The sequence below is a fragment of the Xanthomonas euroxanthea genome (assembly GCF_900476395.1).
In the GTDB taxonomy this organism is placed as follows: domain Bacteria; phylum Pseudomonadota; class Gammaproteobacteria; order Xanthomonadales; family Xanthomonadaceae; genus Xanthomonas; species Xanthomonas euroxanthea.
In genome coordinates this window covers 904429-927160 of record NZ_UIHB01000001.1, presented here as the reverse complement: position 1 = coordinate 927160, position 22732 = coordinate 904429, and the positions used below count along the sequence as shown (strand labels likewise).

Here is a 22732-nt window from a genome sequence, read left to right as displayed (position 1 = left end):
GTGGGCGGGCAAGGGCCTCACAGCAAACTCGCAGCGTCGAGGGCGCGGCGCCCTCACCAGACAGTTGGTCGGAGCTTGTTTGAAAAGCTGTCTGTGTTGCGGCGTGCATCACGTGGAGCCGATGCTTGATGATCGAACGAGGCGCATCATCACCGCTCTTACCCTGCACACCGACTATCTCGACTGGTCCTTGCCCGCCCACCGTCGCGGGACCTTACGCGGCATGGATGCCGCGTAAGAGCCTACATGGACGTACTTGCGGCGTGTCCTGCGATGGTGGGCGGGCAAGGGCCCTGCAGCAAATCCGCAGATCAGCCGCTCTCCGCTTTACGACTGCCCAGACAGACTAAAACTTCAAGTCGACCCGCGCATACCAGAAGCGCCCACCAGGGATGTCGTAAGTGGACGCGTCATAACCATTGAGAGAGCACGACAGGCACAGCGGCGGATCCTTGTCGAAGACGTTGTTCAAGCCGGCCGTGAGTTGCAGGCCTTTGAGCCAATCGACGCGATAACCCAGCTGTGCATCGTGATAGGTGATCGCATCCAGGCGATTGATGCCCACTGCAGGATCGGAACACACCGCAAATTCCACCGCATCGCCGCATTGCTCGGTGAGCTTGGAAATGTGGCGCGCGGTCCATGATGCAGTCCAGCGGCCCAGCGACCAGTCCAGCACCGCGTTGCTGGTCCATTCCGGGATCGCGCTGTCCACCACTTCGATGCCTGGCCCCTGCGGCTGCCGTTGCCCCGCCGCACCGAGCGCCTCGTAGCGGCCCACGAAGGTGTTCTGCCAGGACACCTTGAAACGGCCAAACGCCGTTTCCGGCAATGTCCAGAACAAATCCACATCCCAACCGTCAGTCTTGATCGAGCCCAGATTGGTCAAGCGATTGTTGAACGCATTGATGCCGCCGGTGGACGCGCGCCCGATGCCGTTGCAATACAGCGCGTCCAGGGTGTCCACACACAGGTCCAGCTGCGTTTGCGCGTTGATCGCCTGGATCGCGCCATCGACATGGTGCCGATAGAACGTCATCTCCAGATCGAGGCGATCGGACCAACTGGCATTGCTGGCGAAGCCCGGGCTGAACACGAAGCCGGCGCTGAAGCTGCGCGAGCGCTCCGGATCCAGCTGCTCGTTGCCGCCGGTGGTGACCGAGATCTGCTGGTTGGCCTGTTGATAGCCGGCCGGTACGCCGAGCGATGCGCAGTTGGCGGCGCTGCCGCGCGGCGCGGTGCCGCCCAACCCGATCGAGCATGGATCGGACAACTGCAGGTCGGCACGCGCCGCCGAACCGAACAACTCGCCGATGGTCGGCGCACGGAAGCCCTCCGCGTAACTGGTGCGCAACACCAACTCATCGGTGACCTGCCAACGCAAGCCGTATTTTGGTGTGAACTCACCGCCGAAGGTGGAGTAATCCGAATAGCGGCCAGCGATGTTCAAGTCGAGTTTGTCGCCCAGCGACGAGTTGGCGAAGATCGGGATATTGAGTTCGAGATAGGCCTCGTTGACGTCGTAGCTGCCCGAGGTCGGCAATGACGGCACACCGTTGTAGCGCCCCGCCACGGTGAGCGGATCGGGTTGGTAGGACCCTTCGTACTTGCGGTACTCGTAGCCGGTGGCGAACGACACCGCGCCGCCGGGCAGCTGGAACAACTCGCTGCTGAGGTTGGCGGTGAACAGGCTCAACTCGTTCTGGCTGCGGTCGCGCACCACCGGCTGGATCCAGCGCAACATCTCCGGCGTGATGCTGCCGGCGCCGCCGAAGATATCCAGCGGCACGCAGCCGGCCACCGCCGCACATGCGGCCGGATCGCCCAGGCCCAGATTGATGTTGTAGAGGTTGTAGCTGCCGTAGTTGGTCTGTTCGGCCTTGTTCTTGCTGTACATGCCGTTGACGTCCCAGAACCAGGTCCGCGCCGCGCCTTCGAAGGTGCCCACCAGGCCAGTGCCGAAATACTGCGTGTCGACCTGCTGCTCGAACCGGCGCGCACCGCCTTCCACCGGGCGGCGGCCGATCTGGATCAGGTTGGTGGCCGAGTTCAACGCGAAGCCGAATGGATTGAAGGGATTGAGCGCGGAAATCACGATGTTGTCGGCCAGCGGATTGCCGGTGCCGGCATCGGGGCCCAGAAAGATCGGCTCGGGCGCGGCCTGGTTGGTCGACTCGCGGCGGTTGCCCAGCGCCTTGACGTACCACTGCACGTCGTCGTTGAAGTAATAGCGAAATTGCGCGAACACGCCCTTGCGCTCGGACGGCGTCAGCAACAGATTCTGTTCGGCGAAGTTGTAGCGGTCAGCGGTGCCGAAACAGTGGTAATCGTCGCTGCGCGTACAGCCGGCACTGCCATCGTATTGCGGCGTGCCAACGCCGGCGTTGGGCGTGAGGTTCTGGCGCACGCCGGTGTTGGGGTCGACGAACTGGAAGCGGCCATCCGGCGTTGCCGAACTGGCGAAGGTCAGCCCGGTGCCCGGAATCGGGAAGCGGGCCTGCGCACGATCGCGCGCGTAGATCGGATCCTGCTTGACGTAGCTGGCCCCCAGAAACAGGCTGAAGTCCTCGCCGCTGGTACCCCAGGCCAGGTCCATGCCCTGGTTGGCGCCGTCGCCCTTGCCGTATTGCCCGTAGTTGAGCGTGACCTGCGCACCGTCGAAGCTGCGCCGGGTGATGATGTTGACCACGCCGGCAATCGCGTCCGAGCCGTATAGCGACGAGGCGCCGTCCTCGAGCACCTCGATGCGCTCCACGATCGCCAACGGAATGGTGTTGAGATCGGTCGACGAGCCCACGCCCGAGGCCGAGGATTCGTTGACCCAGCGGATGCCATCGACCAGGACCAGCACGCGCTTGGAACCGAGATGGCGCAGATCCACCTGCGCCGAGCCGGCGCCCACACCACCGCCATCGGGCGGAAAGCCGAAGTTGCCCGACGAGTTGAACTTGGCGTTGAGCGCCGACCCCGAGGCGGTGAGTTCCTGCAGTACCTCGCCGATGGAGGTCAGGCCGGTGCGTTCGATGTCGGCGCGGTTGAGCGTCTGGATCGGCACCTGGCCCTGCAACTCTGCGGTCCGGATGCGGGTGCCGGTGACCTGCACGCTGTCGAGCGTGCGCGTGCTCGGGGCGGCCTCGGGCTGTTGCGCCCAGGCGAGTGAGGGAACCAGACACAAGGACAACGGCACGGCCAGGCATGACCGACGGGGGCCAATCAGACGCTTCATCCTTTCTCTCTCCAGAAGGATTCTTGAGTGTCCGCACGCCCCCGTGCCCTGCGGTCCGCCCCCACTTTTAAACGAAACCTTAACGGCCCGCAAGCCGGCTATGCCGCAATGAAAAGTAGTCTGCGCCGCTTCGCGGCGGCAGGCCACGAGTGCGCACGAGCGTTACGCACCTGTACCGCACTGCACGCCCATCGCTGCCGTCAGCGACGGTCGGCACCGGTCTGCTGCGCATTCACTCAGGCGCGCCGGCGTGCTTCGGTATCATCGCGCAATGACCTATACCCCCCGTCTTGCCACTGTTTTCGTCGGTTTGCTGTGCCTTGGCAGTACTGCGCTGCATGCCCAGAGCCTGGACCCGCAACTGACCGCCATGCGCGATGCGATCGCTGCTGCAGAGGGCGGCCAGTCCGATGCCGGTCAGCTGGCCGCGTTGAACCGCCACCCGCTCTATGGCTGGCTGGAATTTGCCACGCTCAAGCGCAACATCGACAACGTCTCCACGGCACAGGCGCAGGGATTCCTGCAGCGTTATGCAGGCCAGCCGGTGGCCGAGAGCTTCCGCGGCACCTGGTTGCCGGCGGTGGCACGCCGCAAGGACTGGAACACGTTGCTGGCCAACTGGAAGCCCACCGACAACCTTGGCCTGCGCTGCGCGCAGCTGACCGCGCGCCAGGCGACCGGCAAGCTGGATGCACAGTGGAGCCGCGACGCGTTGACCCTGTGGCGCACCGGCAAGGGCCTGCCCGATGCCTGCGATCCGGTGGTTGCCGGGCTGGAAGCGCGGGGCGAACTCACCCCGGCGCTGCGCTGGGAGCGCGTGGAGGCGGCGGCCGATGCACAGCAGCCTGCGGTGATGCGCACGGCTGCGCGCGGCTTGCCGGCGGCCGATCTGGCATTGGCTAACGATTACGCCGCGTTTCTGGACAAGGTGCACCCGCGTGCACTCGGTTGGCCAAAGACCGAGCGCAGCCGTCGCATCGCCGTCGACGGCCTGGCCAAACTGGCCAAGAGCGATCCGGACGCGGCCGAGCAGCAGCTGCCACAGCTGGCTAGCGCACTCGGCTTCAGCGAGGCGCAGCGCGGCCAGGTGCTGTACCAGATCGCGCTGTGGACGGTGGCGTCCTACCTGCCGGATTCGGCACGGCGCCTCAATGCAGTCCCCGATGCCTCATACGACGAGCGCCTGCACGAATGGCGCGCGCGCGAAGCGATGTCGCGTGGCGACTGGCCGGCGGCCCTGGCCGCGATCCGCAAGATGCCGGCGACCCAGCGCAGCGATTCGCGCTGGCAGTACTTCGAAGCGCGCCTGGCCGAGAAGACCGGCGCGGCCGCAGCCGCACAGCCGCTGTATCGCGCAGCCGCGCAATCGCCGACCTTCCACGGCTTCCTGGCCGCCGACCGCCTGCAGCAGCCCTATCGGCTGTGTCCGTGGGAGCCCAAGGACAATCCGCAAACAAAGGCCGCCGTTGCACGCGATCCGGCGTTGATCCGCGCCATCGCCCTGTTCCAGATCGACCGGCCGGGTTGGGCGGTGGCCGAGTGGAACGATGCCGCGAGCCGCTTCGACGACACCCAGCGCCGGCTGGCGGTGCAGGTAGCCAGCGAAAACGGCTGGTTCGATCGCGCAGTGTTCGCGCTCGGCAAGCAGCCGGACGAACAACGCCTGTATGCGTTGCGCTTTCCGCTGCATCACGACGACAGCATTCGCCGCGAAGCGGCCAAGAATGCGATCGACCCGGCCTGGGTGGCAGCAGAGATCCGTGCCGAGAGCATCTTCAATCCACGCGCGCGTTCGCCTGCCAACGCGATGGGCCTGATGCAGGTCTTGCCGGGCACCGGCGCGGCGGTGGCAAAGGGCATCGCCCTGCCCGGCTACGCGGGCGCCACCAGCCTGTACGAGCCGGACACCAACATCGCCATCGGCACCGCCTATCTGCGCCAGTTGCTCAATACCTACGGCCGGCCCTACCTCACCATCGCCGCCTACAACGCCGGCCCCGGGCCGACCGGCCGCTGGCAATCGCAACGCCCCAACTTCGAGCCGGATTTCTGGATCGAGACCATCAGCTACAAGGAAACCCGCGAGTACGTCGCACGCGTGCTGGCTTTCAGCGTGATCTACGACTGGCAACTCAACGGCGACATGCTGCCGCTGAGTGATCGCCTGATGGGCAAACTGGTGGACAAGCGCCTGAAGCCGGTGTGCACGCCAGGCCAGGCGACCACCAACGCGGCGCAGGACTGAGCTTCAAGTCAGCCGCCAAGCACCACCGCCGGATGAAGTGGTCGCGCTTGCGCGGTTGCGGGTGGTTGTTGCTCGGCCACGGGTACGGGGGCTGGGTGGGCGCGCCGTTACCGAACAACGCGTCCCAGGCAGCGCTTGCCCCATGCACACCGACCATCTCGACTGGTCCCTGTCCGCCCACCGCCGCGGGACCTTGAGCGGCATGGATGCCGCGTAAGAGCCTACAAGGACGTACTTGCGGCGTGTCCCGCGATGGTGAGCGGGCGAGGGCCCTGCAGCCAAGCCGCAGATCCGCCGCTCTCAGCGCTACGACTGAATGACCCGCATTGACCAATCGGGACCAGCTGCCGAGATTTGCATGTTGGCGTCACCTGGCATTCCAAAAACGCTGCGCGGAAATCCCACAGCAATTGATGCATGGTGTTTCGACCCGCGCACCGCATCGGGCATCATGTCGCGATGAAGATCTATCTCGTTGGCGGCGCAGTCCGCGATGCCCTGCTTGGCCAGCCCGCTGGCGACCGCGACTGGGTCGTGGTCGGTGCCGATCAGGCGCAGATGGAACGCCTGGGTTTCAAACCGGTGGGGAAAGATTTCCCGGTGTTCCTGCATCCGCGTAGCGGCGAGGAATATGCGTTGGCGCGTACCGAGCGCAAGTCCGGGCGCGGCTATCGCGGCTTTGTGGTGGATGCCGATCCGTCGGTGACGCTGGAAGAAGACCTGCTGCGCCGCGACTTCACCATCAACGCGATTGCACGCGACGAAGACACCGGCGAGTTGTTCGACCCATATGGCGGCGCGCGCGATCTGCAAGCGCGCGTGCTGCGGCACGTGGGGCCGGCCTTTGTCGAAGATCCCGTGCGTGTGTTGCGCGCTGCCCGCTTCATGGCGCGGCTGGCGCCGCTCGGTTTCACTCTTGCGCCCGAAACTGCCGCCTTGATGCGCGAGATGGCCGCCAGCGGCGAGCTGGACAGCCTGGTACCCGAACGCGTGTGGCAGGAATTACGCCGCGTGCTGGAGAGTGCGCAGCCGTCGGCCTTCCTGCGCACGCTGCACGACACCGATGCGCTGCGCGTCATCCTGCCCGAGATCGATGCGCTGTATGGCGTGCCACAACGTGCCGAGTTTCATCCGGAGGTGGATACCGGCATTCACCAGGAAATGGTCAGCGACATGGCAGCGCGACTGGCGCCCGGCGATGCGCTGGTGGGCTTTGCAGCACTGACCCACGACCTGGGCAAGGCGCTCACGCCGCCGGAGGAGTGGCCGCGCCACATCATGCACGAACAGCGCGGTGTCGCCCCGCTGCAGACAGTGTGCGAGCGCCTCAAGGTGCCGCAGGATTATCGCCAGCTCGCCATCACCGCCTGCCGCGAGCATCTGAACGTGCACCGCCTGGCCGAGCTGCGAGACCGCACCGTGCACGAGCTGCTGGTACGCTGCGATGCCTTCCGCCGCCCCGAGCGTATCGCGCAACTCGCGCTGGTGTGCGAAGCCGACAAGCGTGGCCGGCTGGGCAGCGAAGAGGCCGCGTATCCACAGCGCGACCAACTCAAACGCCTGCATGCTGCTGCGCTGGCCATCAATGCGCGCGACCTGGCCGCAGAAGGCCTGCAAGGCCCGCAAATCGGCGAGGCGTTGGCGAAGGCACGGATTGCGGCGATTGCAGCGGCGCGCAAGACCAGCGCATAGCCAGGGCGTCGCGCATACCGTCGTAGCAACGCAACAAAAATGCGAGAGCGCCAGGCAGGACGTGGCTGCACCGCTCCGGGCTGGCGACCACCCAACCCGGTCGACGTCAGGGATGCGGGGCACACGTAGGGTGTTCGCCATTCAACCAGGCGGCTGCAGAACAGCAGCCGTCTGGCCATGCGTCACAGCTTGAAGTTCAGACTCAGCATGAAGGAGCGGCCGTTCTTGTAGATGTAGTACGGCTGGTTCTTGTTGCCGATGTAGCTGAAGTAGGTTTCGTCCAGCAGATTGGTGGCTTCCAGCGCCACGCGCAGCCGCTCGGTGGCCTGGTAGCCGAACGACGCATCGACCTGGGTGAACGCATCGGTCATCTGCTGCCCGTTGAGGCGACCGATCTGGGTGAAATATTCCGAGCGCCAGCCCAGGTTCACCCGTGCGCTCCATTTGCCCTGCTCGTAGTACGGGCTGATGTTGTAGGCGTTGCGCGAGTTGTACGGCAGGCTGTAATCGCCATCGGTTTTCGAATCGGAATAGGTGTAGTTGGCCACCACGCCGAACCCGTTGCCGAAGTTGTGCTGCAGGTTGAGCGCCACGCCCTGCACCTTGGCATCGCCGGCGTTGGTCGGCACGGAGGTCTGGTAGGTGCTTGAGCCGCCGGTGGCGTTGTTGAAGAACACCCGGTCTTCCACCGTGGTGAGGATGTAGTTGGAGATATCGCGCGAGAAGAACTCGCCGCTGAGCAGGCTGCTGTCGGAGAAATACCACTCCAGCGATGCGCCCAGGTTGGTGGACTCATACGGACTCAGGCCGGGATTGCCCGTGGACGCGGTAAGCGTGGTGTCGTCGGTGGCCACGTACGGGGTCATGTTGGTGTAGCGCGGCCGCGCGATCACCTTGGAGGCAGCCAGGCGCAGCATCAGGTCATCGCGCAGGTCGTAGGCGATGTTGAAGGACGGCAGCCACTTGCCGTAGCTGTTGAGGAAGTTGACCGGTGTGTAGCCGCCACCGGGCGCGTAGCTGAAACCATCGGTGGAATCACGCGTGTGCACGTACCGCACGCCGATGTTGCCGCGATAGCGCTCGCCGGAAAAATTGCCCTGCAGGAACCAGGCGCGGTTCTGCTCCTCGATGCTGTAGTTGCCGGCGTAGCTGATCGGCAGGCCGGCATCGCCTTCCAGGCCACCGATGTAGCGACCGATCGCACCGCGGCCGATGGTGGACCAGCGTTGCATGTCGGCGCTGGTGGACAGGCCGTCCAGATAGCCGGACGGCGTGGTGCCTGGCGAGAAATCTGCGAGCGTGCTGCCGTCGTTCGGTGTCCAGGTACGGCTGTAGGACGACTGCCCGGTGGCGTGATTGGTGAGCTTGATGCCGGTCAGGATCTGCGTGAACGGCCCCCACTCCACCGCATGGTCGAAATCCAGCTGCAGGTAGCGCTCCTTGTCGTACTGCGGGCTGTGGCTGGCCGAGGCATTGTTGAGTTGCATCGCCGCCGCGTTGGTGGGGTCGGTGCTGTAGTCCATCGCGGTGCGGCGCCCGTCGATGTCGTAGCTGTAACCGGCCAGGTTGCGGAACTGGATGCCGTAGATGCGCTCGGCGCCGCCTTGCGAACTGGTATACCCCACCTGGCTGGATGCATTCCAGCCGTCGCCATGCCAGTCCGCGCGCAGATGGATGCTGCCGGTGCTGACATCGCTGTTGCGCAGGTAGCCATCCAGGAATGTGGTGGACTGATCGCCGAAGGTGCCCGAGGTCGCCACGCCGTTCTCGAAGCCCAGCGCCTGCGCATCGCCAGGGTTGGAGCCCCAGTACCCGTAGCGGCTCTGGTTGTAGTTGTCGAAACTTTCCTTGACGTACAGGCCGGTCAGGTTGAGCTCGAAATCGGCATCCGGCTTCCACTGCAATGCAGCGCTGACACCATCGCGTTTGCGCGTCTGCTGAAACAAGGCGGTGTTGATCGAGGTTGGGAACACGCCGGTGTTATTGCCGACCACGGCCGGCGGAAACGCAGCGCCGGCGACATCGTCGTAGCCGAAGATCTCCACGCCATCGCGACGCAGCACGCGCTGCGAATGCATCACCGAGGTGAGGACACCGAACGTTTCATCCTGGTTCTTCCAGCTGTACAGCGCTGACGCGTTCGGCTTGCCTTCGTCAGACCGGTCGTTGTAACCGTAGCTCACCGTACCGGTCAGCGTATTGCGTTCGAGCTCCAGCGGCTTGCGCGTGTGCACGATCACGGTGCCGCCGATCGAACCTTCGTCGATGCGCGCCTCCGGTGTCTTGTAGACCTCCATCAGGCCGACCACTTCCGGCGCCAGCGTGCTGTAGTTGAACGAGCGGCTGTCCGGGTCGTTGGGGTCGCCGCCCCAGCTGGTGGAGGCAATGGTCTGGCCGTTGAGCAGCACACGGTTGAGCGCCGGATCGGTGCCGAGGATGCTGACCTTCTCGCCTTCGCCGAACTGCCGGTCCACGGTGATGCCGGACAGGCGCGACAGTGACTCGGCGACGTTGGTATCGGGGAATTTGCCGATGTCTTCGGCGCTGATCGCATCGACGATCGCATCGGCATTGCGCTTGACGTTGAGTGCCTTGCCGAGGCTGGCCTGATAGCCGACCACCTTGACCTCGTCCAGCGTGGACACCGATGGGTTGGTCTGCGCGGGCGGCTGTTGCTGGGCGGGTTCCGCCTCCTGCGCAAACGCGGGAAGCATGCTGGCACCGGCAAGGGCAGCGCCACCCAGCAGCAGGCGACGAACGGCAACGCTCAGTCGCGAGCGACATGGCGCACGCTCGCCAGCGTTGGCGGAATCACGGGATAACTCACACACACGGGCTTGCAGCATTGCGTGGACCTCTTGGCTGATGCGTCGGGTCGCAACCGTCCGGTTGCTTGAGAACGCGCAGAGCGCGCGCCACACCCGCGATCCGTCCCCCTGTACACCGGACGGCGAGCAGCGTCTTCCCGCAGGCCGGTGGCGGCGTGCGGGGCAAGGCGCCAGGCCGATGCATGACCGGCCGGCAACGTCTTTCATGAAGTCGGAGCACGCTCCTGATCGCTGACAACGTTATCAGCGAAGGTGCCTTCCCCACGCGGCGCTGTCAACTCAACGACACAAATGCCTGCATTTGTGCCTAATGCAACGTTGGCGGCGCGGATAACGGGATGACACCGTGATCGCCATCGCGATGTGTTCCGTGCAGATGCAGACCGCCGCGCGCCGGGCGCCGGGCGCCGCTACCGTCAGGCCGTGCACGCGGATGCTGCGGTGCAGGGTGTCTTGCGTGCACGCAGGTACCGTCTGTACCGCGTGGCAAGAAACGATACGGCAACAACGATGCTTCTTACGTGCCCTGCCCGGCCACCCAGGTGCCGAGCACCTGCACATCGGCATCCACCAGCACCAGGTCGGCCTGGTAGCCCGGTGCGATGCGCCCCAGCCGGTCACCCAGGCCGATGCATTGCGCAGGATAGGTCGATGCCATGCGTGCGGCTTCGGCCAGGTCCACGCCCAGCCACTGCACGCTGTTGCGCACCGCGGTGGCCATGTCCAGCGCCGAGCCGGCCAGGGCGCCGTCGGCATTGCGCACCACGCCGTCCACCGCGGTGATGGTTTCGCCGTACAGGTCGAAGCTGGGGCTGTCGGCACCGACCATCGGCATGGCGTCGGTGACCAGCAACAGCTTGCCGCGCGGTTTGGCGGCCAGCGCCAGGCGCAGGCTGGCCGGGTGCACGTGCACGCCATCGACGATGATGCCGCACCACACAGCGGGGTCTTCCAGTGCGGCGCCCACCGCGCTGGGCTCGCGCCCGGTCAGTTGCGACATCGCGTTGTACAGATGGGTGAACCCGCTGACGCCGGCGGCAATGCCAGCGTGCGCCTGCTCGTACGTCGCTGCCGTGTGGCCGGCGAACACGATCGCGCCACCGGCGATGAAGGCGCGGATGTCGTCCAGCGGCACGCGCTCGGGCGCGAGCGTGATCAGGGTGACGCCGTTGTCCAGCGAGGTATCGACGGCAATCTCGTGCGCGTTGGGCAGGCGGAACTTGTGTGCATCGTGGGTGCCCTTGCGCGCCGGGCTCAGGTACGGGCCTTCCAGATGGATGCCGAGCACGCCGGGCACGCCTTGCGCGATGGCCTGGCGCGTGGCGTCGATCGCCTCGGCCATGACCTCGGCGGTGTCGCTGATCAGCGTCGGCAGCATGCCGGTGGTGCCGTAGCGGCGATGTGCTGCGGCAATGGTGGCAAGCGCCTGCGGGTCGCGCGCGTTGTTGAACAACACGCCGCCACCGCCATTGACCTGGATGTCGATAAACCCGGGCAGCAAGGTGCCGCCACCCAGATCCACGCGCGTGTGCGCCTGCGCAACACGCGCATCGTCGGCCGCCACGATCGCCAGGATCTGCGTGCCGGCCAGCAATACGGCCAGTCCATCCTGCAGGCCGTCGTCGGTGAGCACGCGTGCGTTGCACAACGCCTGAATCGGGGAAGCATCCATGTTCAAACGGTTTCCGTGACCTTGTTCAAATGCGGCGGCAGATCGGGATTATGGCCGCGCTGCAGGGCCAGCGCGTTGATCGCGCGGTAGAAGCTCTGCACGGTCAGCAGCGGTGCGCTGGCCGGATGCACGGCATCGACGAGCGGCAGATCGCCATCGGGCGCGGCCAGCCACACCTGCGCGCCACGGGCGCGGAATTCGGCAGCAAGCGCACGTGTGCCGGCGCCGGTCTCGTCGGGCTGGGCGAACACCAGCACCGGGAAGCCCGGCCCCACCAGCGCCATCGGGCCATGCTTGACCTCGGCCGAACTGTACGCTTCGGCATGCAGGCCGCAGGTTTCCTTGAACTTCAGCGCCGCTTCCTGCGCCGCGCCCAGGCCCAGGCCACGCCCGAGCACGAACAGGTTGTGCGCGGGCACCAGGCCGGCGGTGAGAGCGGACCAGTCGGCCTGCCAGGCGCTGCGCAACTGCTGCGGCAATGTATCCACCGCCGCGAGCAGGGCCGGGTCGTTCTTCCACACCGCGCCCAGGTGCAGCACGGCGGCCAGCGAGGCGAGATAACTCTTGGTGGCGGCGACGCTTTTTTCCGGGCCGGCGCCGAGCGGAATCACCACCTCGGCCAGTTGCGCCAGCGGCGAATCCTCCACATTGACCAGGGCGACCACGCGCGCGCCGGCCGCCTTGGCGGCCTCGGCATTGCGCAACAGGTCCGGGCTCTTGCCCGACTGCGAAATCACGATGTACAGCGCGCCGCGCAATTGCAGCGGCGCTGCATAGACCGAGCCCACCGACGGCGATGCAGAGGCCGTCACGATGCCGAGCTGGGTTTCGAACAGATACTTGGCGTAGGTTGCGGCGTGATCGGAACTGCCGCGCGCGCAGGTCACCACGAACGGCGGCGGCGTATCGCGCAGCGACTGCGCGAGTGCAGCAACGGTGTCGGCATTACGGGCGAACTGTGCGGCGACCACGTCGGCAGTCTGCGCCGCCTCGCGGAACATCAAGGTCTCGGTTTCGGTGGGAAGGCTCATCAGGCTCAGGCGGATTCGGGGGGAAAGGATTTGGCGGCCGGCGTCTGCGCCGGTGCGGTGGAACCGCGCACCACCAACTGCGGCACGAAGCCGCGGTTCTGCAGTTGCGCGGGCTGGTCGTCGTAGGCATCGCTGCGCAACTGGCTGATCAACAGGCGTGCGGCGTGCCGTGCGATGTCGTCGGTGGCCTGCTTGGCGGTGGTCAGCGCCGGCCAGGACTGGCGCGAGAACGGGCTGTCCTCGAAGCCGGCGATCGACAATTGGTACGGCACGTTCATGCCGGTGGACTTGGCCGCGGCCAGCACGCCGGCGGCGATTTCGTCGTTGCTGCCGAAGATGGCGGTCGGCGGCTCGCGCAGCGACAGCAGGCGGCGCGCGCCACGGAAGCCGTCGTCGAAGGTGTAATCGCCGGGAATCACCAGGTGCTTGTCCAGGGTGATGCCGTAGTCCTTCAACGCGGCTTCATAGCCGGCATAGCGCTCGCCACTGGAGCGGTGCTGCGGGCCGCCCCACAAAAAGCCGATGCGCTGATGGCCGAGCTGCACCAGATGCTCGGTGATCTCGTAGGCGGCAGCGCGGTCGTCGATATACACGCAGGGACCATCGCCCGGATCGTCGGTGGCGGCGATGATGCGCACGCTCTTGATGCCGCGCGCGGCCAGACCGGCCATCAGCTCGGGGCGTTCGGACATCGGTGCGGTCAGCACCACGCCGGCCAGCCGCGAGCGCTGTACCCATTCGGCCAGTTCTTCGGCCAGCAATGGCGAGGTGGAATCGCAGGGATGGATCTGCAGGCCGAAGCCGGTTTCGCGGCAGGCGGCCAGCACGCCATTCTGGATGCCGATGATGTGGTACGGGTTGGGGTTGTCGTAGACCAGGCCGATCACGAACGGCGTGCCGCTGCGCAGGTTGCGCGCGGACGGATCGGGTTCGTAGTCCAGATCGGCAATGGCGCGCAGCACGCGCGCGCGCGTGGCCTGCATCACCGAAGGTTCGTTGTTGATCACGCGCGACACGGTCTTCAACGAGACCTTGGCGCGCTCGGCGACATCTTTGATGGTGGGCCTGCGCATGGGTGTACCTTGTTCGTCGGAACGCATCATGCCGCCCGGTTCACTTGGCCTGGGCCGGCAGGCCCACACGGTAACCGCGCAGCGAATAGAACAGGATGTACAGATAGCACGGCACCATCAGCGCAGCGAACACGACCTGGAAGTCGTAGTGCTGTTTGAGAATGGCAAACAGCTGCGGAATGATCGCGCCGCCGGCAATGCCCATGACCAGCAGTGCCGAGCCGATCTCGGTGAAGCGGCCAAGCCCGCGAATGGCCAGCGGAAAGATTGCCGGCCACATCATCGCGTTGGCGAAACCGAGCGCGGCCACGAAGCCCACCGACACATAGCCGTGGGTCAGCAGCGCGCCCAGCGAGAACAGCACGCCCAGCACCGCCGACACGCTGAGGTAGCGCGCCTGCGAGATCACCCGCGGGATCAGCACCAGGCCGGCCAGATAGCCCAGCAGCATCGCGCCCAGCGTGTAGGAGGTGAAGATCTTGGTGCTGTCCAGCGGCAGATCGAAACCGTGGCCGTAGGTGCCGATCGCATCGCCGGCCATCACTTCCACGCCCACATAGACGAACAGGCACAGCACGCCCAGCCACAGATGCGGGAACTGGAAGATGCTGGACTTCTGCACGCCGGCCGCGCTGCCGGGCGTGGCATTGGCTTCGGAGGCCCGCAGCTCCGGCAGTGGCGAGAACAGCACGCCGATCGCCAGCAACAGCAGCACGCCGGACATCACCAGATACGGTGCGTGGATCTTGGCGGCGAAGGCGGTGAGCAGTTGTTCCTTGGTGCCGGCATCGGCGCTGGCCACCTGTGCAGACAGATCGCCGATGCCGTGCAGCACCAGCGAACCGATCAGGATCGGCGCCAGGATGCCGGCGATCTTGTTGCAGATACCCATCAGCGCGATCCGCCGCGCCGCGCTTTCGATCGGCCCGAGGATGCTGATGTACGGATTGATCGCCGTCTGCAGCAGCGCCAGGCCGCTGCCGATCACGAACAGGCCGCCCAAGGCGCCCGGATACCAGCGCTGGGTGGCGAACTGGCCAAAGCCGGCCGCGCCCACCGCCATCACCACCAGGCTCAGCGCCAGCCCCTTCTTCATGCCGGTGCGCTTGAGGATCCACGACGCCGGCAGCGCCAGGAAGAAGTACGACAGGTAGAACACCATCAGCACCAGGAAGGCATTGACCTCGTTGAGGTCGAACGCCAGCCGCACGAAGGTGATCAGCGGCCCGTTGATCCAGGTGAAGAAGCCGATGATGAAGAACAGCACGCCGACGATGGCGATCGAGACAACGGGATTTGCGGGCCTGGCGGTAGTCATGGATCGGCGGGCTCTTGAGTTGTCGGTTGGGGGGCGCCGCGCTGGATCAGCGACGCAGTTCGGCGACGAAATCGTAGAAATCGTTGTGGCAATAGGTGTCGGTCAATTCGATCGCACTGCCGTCGCGCGCATAGCCCACGCGCACCACGTGCAGGATCGCCTCGCCGGTCTTCATGCGCAGGTGCTCGGCCAGCCGCGCAGGCAGATTGATCGCGCGGAAATACTGCAGGGCGCGCACCACCGGGGTGCCCTGTGCATCCAGATAGCTGTAGAGCGAATCGCCGATCTGCTGCGGGTCGGCGACGATGCGTTGCGGCAGCACTGCGTGCTCGTAGGCCATGACGCGCTCGTCGGCGCTGCGCAGGCGGGTCAGCGAGGCCACCGCCGCGTCCGGCGACAGCCCCAGGCGCAGGATCTCTTCGCCATGCGCCGGGCGCAGCCGCCGCTCCAGCCAGCGGGTGCCGGGCTCGTAGCCCTTGATGCGCAGCGTCTCGCTGAAACTGGTCAGGCCGCTGAGCTGATGCTGGATCTGCGTGGTGACGAAGGTGCCGGCGCCCTGCCGACGCGAGACCAGACCCTGTTCGACCAGCACGTCCACCGCCTGGCGCAGGGTCACCCGCGAGATCTGCAGCCGCTCGCACAGCTGGCGCTCGGCCGGCAGCGCCTCGCCGGCCTTCCACTGCGCGCCGCGGATCTGCTCGTCCAGCTTGCTCGCCAGTTGCAGATACAGTGGCGTCGGCGCGGAGGCATCCAGCGTCAGCGCGTCCATCCGGGGGTCGGTGTCCGTCCTGGCTTCGGTTTTCGGTTTGGCCATTGCCTGTCCTCCGGACCGACTTGGATTCGTTAGGTCCAATATAGTACCAATTTGCCTGCGGCGCATTAGCCGCAGTCGGCCCCGGCAGCGCGGCAGGCGCTGACCCGCGTTCCCGCGGCCCGCTGACTGGACGCCGTGGTCGACGCCCGCTTCCCGTCACCGGCGCGTGCAGGCGCCCAGTGGCTGCGCCATTGCCTGGCTGGCGATGCCGTCACAGCCGCAGGTACCAACGCCGCCGGTCCATCCACCAGCCCACGCCCCAGCACAGCAGCGTGTAGCTCAGCGCGCACAGCAGCGACCCCAGGGGGCCCGGCGCGATGGTCTGGAACACGCGGATGCCGGCCCAGGCGTACAGGTCCAGGCCGGAGCTGCCGGCCGGCAGCAGCCGCAACACCACCACGAACAATTCGGAGAACAGATAGATCGCCAGCGGGTTGCGCCCCAGCACGGTGAAAAACCCGCTGCCGCCGGTCCAGCCACGCAGCTCCAGCAGGTAGACCAGCACGCCCAGCGCCAGCAGATCCAGGCCCACCGTGCAGGCGACGAAGGACCCGCTCCAGAGCTTCTTCGACAGCGGCCAGGCCGGGTGCCAGAGCAGCGCCAGCAGCACCAGCCCCGCGCCCGCCAGCAGCATGCTGCGCGTGGCGGCAGCGGTCTTGCCGTGCCGCTGCAGGAAGCGCCCGCTCAGATAACCGGCCAGCACGTTGACCGTGGCCGCCAGCGTGCCGAGCAGGCCCTCGGGGTCGAAGCCATCATCCTTGCGATACAGATGCGCGCGCCCGTACAGCCACAGATCCAGCCGGGTCCCGGCATTGCCGGTCTTACTCAACTCCGCGCCGGGCTGGCCGAACGCATACAGCGCTGCCCAGTAGCCCAGCAGCAGCGCCACGCAGACCGGCGCGATACCGCGTGGCGGCAGATAGCGCACCAGCAGCGCCGCGAGCAGATAACACAGGCCGATCCGCTGCAGCACGCCGGTCAGGCGGAGTTGATCGACCGCCGTGAACGCCCAGCCACCGTCGGGTTGCGGACGGAAGAACGGAAACCAGTACATCAGCACGCCGCATAAGAAGATCAGCGCGGCGCGCCTGCCCACGCGGCCGAGGAACTGGCAATGCGGCATGCGGGTGGCCAACGCAAAACTCATTGCGCTGCCGACGGCGAACAGGAACGAGGGAAACACCAGATCGGCCAGCGTGACGCCAAACCAGGCCGCGTGGGTCAGCTGTGCATATGGCTGCGCGCCGGGTCCTGCGGTGTTGACCAGGATCATCAGGAAGATGGTCAGGCCGCGGAACACGTCCAGCGACAGGAAGCGTTCGCGCGTTGGCGGTGTGGTTGCGGTGCCAGCTGCAGCAGGGAATGGGTGTGCGTTCATCGCAGCTCCTTGCCCAGTGACTGCCGGTGGGGACGACATGCATAGGTGCTGCCTATGCCCTGCGTCCTTGCATCGGCGCTACCGTGCTCCTGCACGAGCATCAGGTGCAATGCGGATCTGTTCATTGCGCAGTTCCTTGCGTGGCGCTGTGCGCGGCGCCGTGCGCAATTTCTTGCAGGTTGCCCTGGTCGAAGCCTTGCGTCGCGTCTTGCCTGGCGCTTCCCGCTGCGTTCTGCACGCCATCCTGCGCATCCACCTGCGCCAGCAACGTACGCAGCAAGGCCAAGGGATCGCGCGGTGGCTGTCGCTTCGGCAGCGCGTCCTGCTCGGCCCATTGGCGTTCCCAGGCTGCAAGCTGCGTGTTGACCGCCGCTGCGTCGAACGGCGTGCCGGCCTTGCGCGCGGCGCGATACGCGCGCAGAAAGCGTGTCCAGCGCTGCAGATAGAAATCCGCGTACATGCCCTGCCACGCCTTGGACGCGTAATCGGCCAGGTTGCCGTCGCCGCCCCAGATGCTGACCTGCGCACGCGCATTGCCGACATAGGCGCGACGCAATGCGGCATCGTTGCCGGCGGCCGCGGCGGCCTGGCCGGTCCAGTCGGCCAGGGTTTCATGCTGGCCGCCGACCAGTGCATCCAGCCCCTGCACCAGTTGCGTGGTGCGCGCCAGCAGCGCATCGCCACGCGCGAACTCGCCGGCGTCGTAGGCCTGCACCACCGCCTGCAATTGACGGTCGGCATGCAGGCTCAGGTAGTGCCGCGCGTCTTCGATCAGGTCATAGCGGTACAGCGGTGCATCGGCATAGCGGCCGGCCTGCTGCAGCAAGGCATCGATGGCGCGGCGCAGGCGTTGCGGGTCGCCGGGGCGGTCGTCGAAGCCGACGATGTCGGCAGTCGGACGCTTGAACAGCAGGTAGGCGCCGGCACGCTTGTTCCACCAGCGCGGCGACCAGTAGCGGGTCTGGTAGATGCCCGCTTCCAGATCCGACCAGGCCTGCAGCAAGGCCGCATCGCTGCGGCCGTAGCGCGCGCGGGTGTATTGCGCGAGCCATTGCGACCAGGACTGCCGCGGTCCTTCCCAGGCCAGCGCATAGAGATACTCGTAGACCACCGAGTTGCTGTGCAGCCCTTCCGGGAACACACCGAAGCCGCGCAGATTGCGCTTGTCCGGATCGGCCAGCAAGGCCTGCAGATCCTGCCGATAGAACGCGAAATCGCCATACAGCGGATTGCTGGCGCCATAGTTGTGCACGTAGCCGTAGATCCACTGCTTGTTGTCGAAGGCCTGCGAAGCCTTCCAGGTGCCGGGATAGCGGTCGTTGCCGATGTCCAGCACCATCAACCGCGCGTCGGGCACCTTGCCGAGAAACGCGGCGATCGCCTGCGGTTGCCAGAACGCTCTGTCGGCACCGAACAGCCAGCCCTGCATCACCCAGGTGGCCTGCGGGTTGACCTGCGCGATCGAGCGATACAACGCCTGCCCGTACTCGGCCAGGCGTGCGTCGCGTTGCGCTGGCGGCACGGCCTTGGCACGTGCAGCGTCGGAGTTGGCGATGCTGTCGCCGTACCTGGCGGCGGCCACGTCGCTGCCGTCGTCGGCCACCGGCGGCAGCATCTCGTTGAAGGCGTCGGCCAGATAGAACTCGCCTGCGCCATAGGCCTGCGTGTACAGCTCCAGGAACCGCCGCGCGACCTGGGCAAACAAGGGATCACGCGGATCCAGCCAATAGGTTTCGTGGAAGCCTTCCCAGGCACGCATGCGGTAGATGCGCGCGTTGGGATGCGCCTGCGCGAATGCCTTGGGCACGTAGCCGGCAAACGCCGGCAGCACCGGCTGCATGCCCAGCTCGCGCATGCGGGTGAGGATCTGCGTCTGCAGCACGCGCTTGCTGTCGATCCAGTGCTGCGGCAACGGTGCGCGATAGCCTTCGATATTGCCCATGCGCTGCCATGGGGTGAACGCGGGGCCGGAGAAATACTCCGCCAGCGCGTCATCGCCCACGCCGAACTCGCGCCACAGCGCCTGCCAAATCGCCTCCTGCCCTTCCATCGCCAGCGGCATGTCGATGCCGTGCAGCGCCATCCAGTCGATCTCGCGCTGCCAGCGCGGCCAGTCCCAGAACGGCGTGGTGTAGCCGTAGGTGCAGGTGTTGAGATAGGCGCGGTGGGCAAACGGCGTGCGCACCTGGCCGCTGCGGTAGGCCGGCCATTGCGCCGGCAGCGCCACGCGGTCGCCCTCCCAACTCATCGAGACCGCACCGGCCTGGCCGAGATAGGCATAGGCGCCACGCGCCAAGGCCACCTGCGAGGAGCCGGCAATGCGCACCGCATCGCCACCGGCGTCGATGCGGTACCAGTCCGCGCCATCGCCACGCGGCGCCGTCGTCATCTCGAACTGAGCGGCGCGCGGGCCGATCAGGCGTTGCAGTACCGCCTGCGCGGGCGGTGCGGCCAGCACCAGATGCGGAATGGCGAGCAACGCGCCCAGTACGGCGCCGGCGAACAGGCGCGCAGGCGACGAGGGGAAAAACGATGAAGCAATCATGGCGAGTTCCGGTAGTGCACGGTGACGACGTCGTGGAATCCAAACGGCTGATCGGCAGCGACCTGCAGGATCACCGCCAGCGTGCGCGCGCCGGTCGCGGGTGCAAGCGTCACGTGAATCGGCGTGCCGGCAGGTGCCTGGGCAACTGCACGGCCATCCAGAAATACCTGTACCGGCCCGCTGAGACGACCCAGGTCAAGCATGCCGCCGTGGGTCTGCACACCCTGCCACGGCGTGAACTCGGTGCGGTACAGCACGTAGCCGGCGCGTTCGGGTGCGGTTTCCAGCGTACCGGGCAGCGTATTGCTCCAGCTGTTGTTGTCATTGGGGCGGCGCGGCAGATCCGGCGCCGGCGGCTGCGCGAAGGCGGCGGTGTGGCGCCAGCTTTCGACCACCATCGCCGGCGCCACGATCGGCACCGTGGCTGGCAGCGGCACGGCCGCGCACGCGATCTCGAGCACCGCATCGCGCAAGCCTGCGCTGCGCGCCTGCAGCCGTAACACGCCTGCGCCACGCCCGGCCTGCACGATTGCCTGCGCCAACCCGTTGAACAAGGCCACTTGCATGCCCTGATCGGGCGTATGCGCATTCGGGTCGCCATTGCCGACACCCAGCAAGCGGCCACCGCTGATCTGCAGCGTCAGTGGTGCATTGCAATCGGGCACGTGGCGGCCTTGCGTATCCAGCGCTTCCAGGGTCACCGGTTGCGCATCGCGGCCATCGCCGCGTAGCCGGGTGCGGTCCGGCGTGAGCCGCAGCGCGACCGCCGCGCCGGTGGTTTCCACCCGCGTTCGCGCCACCTCGCGGCCATCGCGCCAGGCCACCGCTTCGAGTACGCCCGGCGCATAGTCCACCTGCCACAGATTCAGCTGCGCCCGATCCACCACCTGCTTCCCCAGCGAGCGGCCGTTGAGCCACAGCTCCACCTGCGCGGCATTGCAGAACGCCATCACCTTGATCGGCTGGCCTTCGCGGCCGGGCCAGTTCCAGTGCGGCAACAGGTGCAGCACCGGCGCATCGTCGATCCACAACGCGCGGCGCAACCAATACGCACCCTTGGCAAATCCGCATTGGTCCATGATGCCGAAGAACGACCCCACCGACGGCCATTCGAACGGGGTGGGTTCGCCGCGATAATCGAAGCCGGTCCACACGAAGCTGCCGGCGACGAACGGGCGTTCGGCAATCAGCTGCCAGGCGCGGCGATGGGTGTTGCCCCAGTCCGCGGCCAGGCTGTCGTCTTCGGCCACCACATGCGCATCCAGGTCGGTGAACCACGCCCCGCGCGTCTGGAATGCACTGGTGTCCTCGCTGGACAGCATCGGCGTGCGTGGCCGCGCGGCATGCACGCGGTCGTAGTTGGACTGGCGGTAGTTGAAGCCGAGCACGTCCACTACATCGGCCGCGCCGCGGGTGGCGAACATGCCGTCGTTCATGCCGGCAGTGATCGGACGGCTGTCGTCGAGCGCACGCACCGCGCTGGCGGCGCGCGCGATGATGGCGTAGCCGGTGGCGGTGCCCTGCAGCGGCTCTTCGTTGAGCAGCGACCACAGGAACACACTGGGATGGTTGCGCTGGCGCCGCACCATGCTGCGCAGCAGCGCCACATACTCGGGTGCGGGATTGAACAGCCGGTTCTCGGCCATCACCAGCATGCCGAGCCGGTCGCAGGCCTGCAGCAGTTCCGGTGCCACCGCATGATGCAGGCGGATGGCATTGCAACCCATCGCTTTCAGGCGCTGCAGGCGAAACGCGTGCAAGGCATCGGGCAGCGCCACACCGACGCCGGCATGGTCCTGATGCAGGCAGACGCCCTTGATCTTGAGCGGGCGGCCATTGAGGAAGAAGCCGTGGTCGGCATCGAAGCGCAGGCTGCGAAAGCCGATTTCGCACCCGGCACGGTCGCTGCGGCCGTCTGCGCCACGCACGCTGGCCTGCACGCGATACAGCACCGGCGTGTCCACGCTCCAGCGCTGCGGTTGCGCCACCGCGACGCTAACCGTCGCCTGCGCGGTGCCGAATGCAGCCACGCGCAGTTGCGTCTGGCCACTCGCCACGACAGCACCGTTCGGGTCGCGCAGCGCCACATCCACCCACGCCTCGGCAGGCTGTTCACCGCTGTTGACCAGGTCCAGCTGCACCGGCAGCTGCCAGAGATCGCCAGCGCCTTCGCGCGGCACCGCCGCCAGGCCGTCGCCGGCGATATGCAAGGGCGCACGCAGCACCAGCCAGGTGTGCCGGTAGATGCCGCCGCCCTCGTACCACCAGCCATCCATGGCCTCGGCATCGACGCGGATGGCAATGCTGTTCAAGGCATTGCCGTAGCGCGCGACCGGCGTGAGGTCGATGACCAGCCCGGTGTAGCCGCTCCAGCTGCGCGCCATCAGCATGCCGTTGACCCACACGGTGGCATGGCTGGCAATGCCGTCCAGACGCAGCTCCACCGCCTGGCCGCGCAGGGACTCGTCCAGCCGCAGCGTGCGTCGGTACCAGGCAATCCCGCGCGGGCGATACCCCTGCGCGATATTGGCGTCGGCGCGCACCGCCTGCTCCACCACGAAGTCGTGCGGCAATTGCAGTTGCCGCCAGCCGGTGTCGTCGAAGTCCGGTGCCGCCGCCCCCCAGGCGCGGCCGGCCTTGGCGTTGTCGTAGGTCTCGTCTTGCGCAAGCAGGCGCGGCAACGCCAGATCGCCGGCATGGAAGCGCCAACCTTCGTCCAGATCCAGCCATTGGCCGCCGTCATCCATGCCCGCTGGCGGTGGTGCGGGACGCGCCGTGTCGCCGCTACCAAGGCGCGTCGTTGCGGCGCTCGCTGCGCCTGGCAGCAACACCGGCACGCCTAGCAGCGACGAGGCGCAGACGCTGCCGGCAAGGAACTCACGCCTGCGCATGACAGCGACCGCTCGACTG

Annotated in this window: 12 protein-coding genes; 2 read left to right on the top strand and 10 right to left on the bottom strand. The window is 66.6% G+C overall.

Annotated elements, in window-relative coordinates:
* Positions 1-346: 346 nt before the first annotated feature.
* Complete coding sequence (locus CPBF1521_RS03950; RefSeq protein ID WP_115676073.1) at positions 347-3226, bottom strand: TonB-dependent receptor plug domain-containing protein; 2880 nt, start codon at positions 3224-3226, stop codon at positions 347-349.
* Positions 3227-3497: 271 nt separating this feature from the next.
* Here CPBF1521_RS03950 and CPBF1521_RS03945 point away from each other — a divergent pair, with 271 nt between their 5' ends.
* The gene (locus CPBF1521_RS03945) at positions 3498-5471 is read left to right on the top strand and encodes a transglycosylase SLT domain-containing protein (protein WP_181901097.1); all 1974 of its coding nucleotides are present in this window, start codon (positions 3498-3500) and stop codon (positions 5469-5471) included.
* Positions 5472-5930: 459 nt separating this feature from the next.
* Entirely contained in the window at positions 5931-7163 is a 1233-nt protein-coding gene (locus tag CPBF1521_RS03940; protein WP_115676070.1) for a multifunctional CCA addition/repair protein, read from the top strand.
* A gap of 182 nt (positions 7164-7345) precedes the next feature.
* Here the strand turns inward: CPBF1521_RS03940 and CPBF1521_RS03935 are convergent, their stop codons facing one another.
* The 9 genes from CPBF1521_RS03935 to galA form a co-directional block, all read right to left on the bottom strand.
* Positions 7346-9877 (bottom strand): TonB-dependent receptor, encoded by a 2532-nt coding sequence (locus CPBF1521_RS03935; protein ID WP_104649715.1) that lies wholly within the window; start codon positions 9875-9877, stop codon positions 7346-7348.
* A gap of 631 nt (positions 9878-10508) precedes the next feature.
* On the bottom strand, positions 10509-11663 hold the full coding sequence (gene nagA, locus CPBF1521_RS03930) for an N-acetylglucosamine-6-phosphate deacetylase (protein WP_115676068.1): 1155 nt from the start codon (positions 11661-11663) through the stop codon (positions 10509-10511).
* A gap of 2 nt (positions 11664-11665) precedes the next feature.
* Positions 11666-12694 (bottom strand): SIS domain-containing protein, encoded by a 1029-nt coding sequence (locus CPBF1521_RS03925; protein WP_115676066.1) that lies wholly within the window; start codon positions 12692-12694, stop codon positions 11666-11668.
* 5 nt (positions 12695-12699) lie between these two features.
* On the bottom strand, positions 12700-13767 hold the full coding sequence (locus CPBF1521_RS03920) for a LacI family DNA-binding transcriptional regulator (RefSeq protein ID WP_104583816.1): 1068 nt from the start codon (positions 13765-13767) through the stop codon (positions 12700-12702).
* A gap of 40 nt (positions 13768-13807) precedes the next feature.
* A complete protein-coding gene (locus CPBF1521_RS03915; RefSeq protein ID WP_104583815.1) occupies positions 13808-15085 on the bottom strand; it encodes a sugar MFS transporter in 1278 nt (425 codons plus the stop codon).
* Positions 15086-15131: 46 nt separating this feature from the next.
* Entirely contained in the window at positions 15132-15854 is a 723-nt protein-coding gene (locus CPBF1521_RS03910; protein ID WP_164739039.1) for a GntR family transcriptional regulator, read from the bottom strand.
* Positions 15855-16110: 256 nt separating this feature from the next.
* Entirely contained in the window at positions 16111-17277 is a 1167-nt protein-coding gene (locus tag CPBF1521_RS03905; protein ID WP_115676064.1) for an acyltransferase family protein, read from the bottom strand.
* 121 nt (positions 17278-17398) lie between these two features.
* Positions 17399-19822 carry an alpha-N-acetylglucosaminidase gene (locus CPBF1521_RS03900; RefSeq protein WP_115676062.1) on the bottom strand — a complete coding sequence of 808 codons (2424 nt, stop codon included), beginning with the start codon at positions 19820-19822 and terminating at the stop codon, positions 17399-17401.
* Positions 19819-22713, bottom strand: a complete 2895-nt coding sequence (gene galA, locus CPBF1521_RS03895; protein ID WP_115676060.1) for a beta-galactosidase GalA — start codon at positions 22711-22713, stop codon at positions 19819-19821. Before galA ends, CPBF1521_RS03900 begins: the two co-directional genes overlap by 4 nt.
* Positions 22714-22732: the final 19 nt, after the last annotated feature.

What these genes read in the sequence shown, in the direction of transcription:
- CPBF1521_RS03950 (WP_115676073.1), bottom strand. Translation starts at nt 3,226, where the DNA reads ATGAAGCGTCTGATTGGCCCCCGTCGGTCATGCCTGGCCGTGCCGTTG.
- CPBF1521_RS03945 (WP_181901097.1), top strand. Translation starts at nt 3,498, where the DNA reads ATGACCTATACCCCCCGTCTTGCCACTGTTTTCGTCGGTTTGCTGTGC.
- CPBF1521_RS03940 (WP_115676070.1), top strand. Translation starts at nt 5,931, where the DNA reads ATGAAGATCTATCTCGTTGGCGGCGCAGTCCGCGATGCCCTGCTTGGC.
- CPBF1521_RS03935 (WP_104649715.1), bottom strand. Translation starts at nt 9,877, where the DNA reads ATGCTTCCCGCGTTTGCGCAGGAGGCGGAACCCGCCCAGCAACAGCCG.
- nagA (WP_115676068.1), bottom strand. Translation starts at nt 11,663, where the DNA reads ATGGATGCTTCCCCGATTCAGGCGTTGTGCAACGCACGCGTGCTCACC.
- CPBF1521_RS03925 (WP_115676066.1), bottom strand. Translation starts at nt 12,694, where the DNA reads ATGAGCCTTCCCACCGAAACCGAGACCTTGATGTTCCGCGAGGCGGCG.
- CPBF1521_RS03920 (WP_104583816.1), bottom strand. Translation starts at nt 13,767, where the DNA reads ATGCGCAGGCCCACCATCAAAGATGTCGCCGAGCGCGCCAAGGTCTCG.
- CPBF1521_RS03915 (WP_104583815.1), bottom strand. Translation starts at nt 15,085, where the DNA reads ATGACTACCGCCAGGCCCGCAAATCCCGTTGTCTCGATCGCCATCGTC.
- CPBF1521_RS03910 (WP_164739039.1), bottom strand. Translation starts at nt 15,854, where the DNA reads ATGGACGCGCTGACGCTGGATGCCTCCGCGCCGACGCCACTGTATCTG.
- CPBF1521_RS03905 (WP_115676064.1), bottom strand. Translation starts at nt 17,277, where the DNA reads ATGAACGCACACCCATTCCCTGCTGCAGCTGGCACCGCAACCACACCG.
- CPBF1521_RS03900 (WP_115676062.1), bottom strand. Translation starts at nt 19,822, where the DNA reads ATGATTGCTTCATCGTTTTTCCCCTCGTCGCCTGCGCGCCTGTTCGCC.
- galA (WP_115676060.1), bottom strand. Translation starts at nt 22,713, where the DNA reads ATGCGCAGGCGTGAGTTCCTTGCCGGCAGCGTCTGCGCCTCGTCGCTG.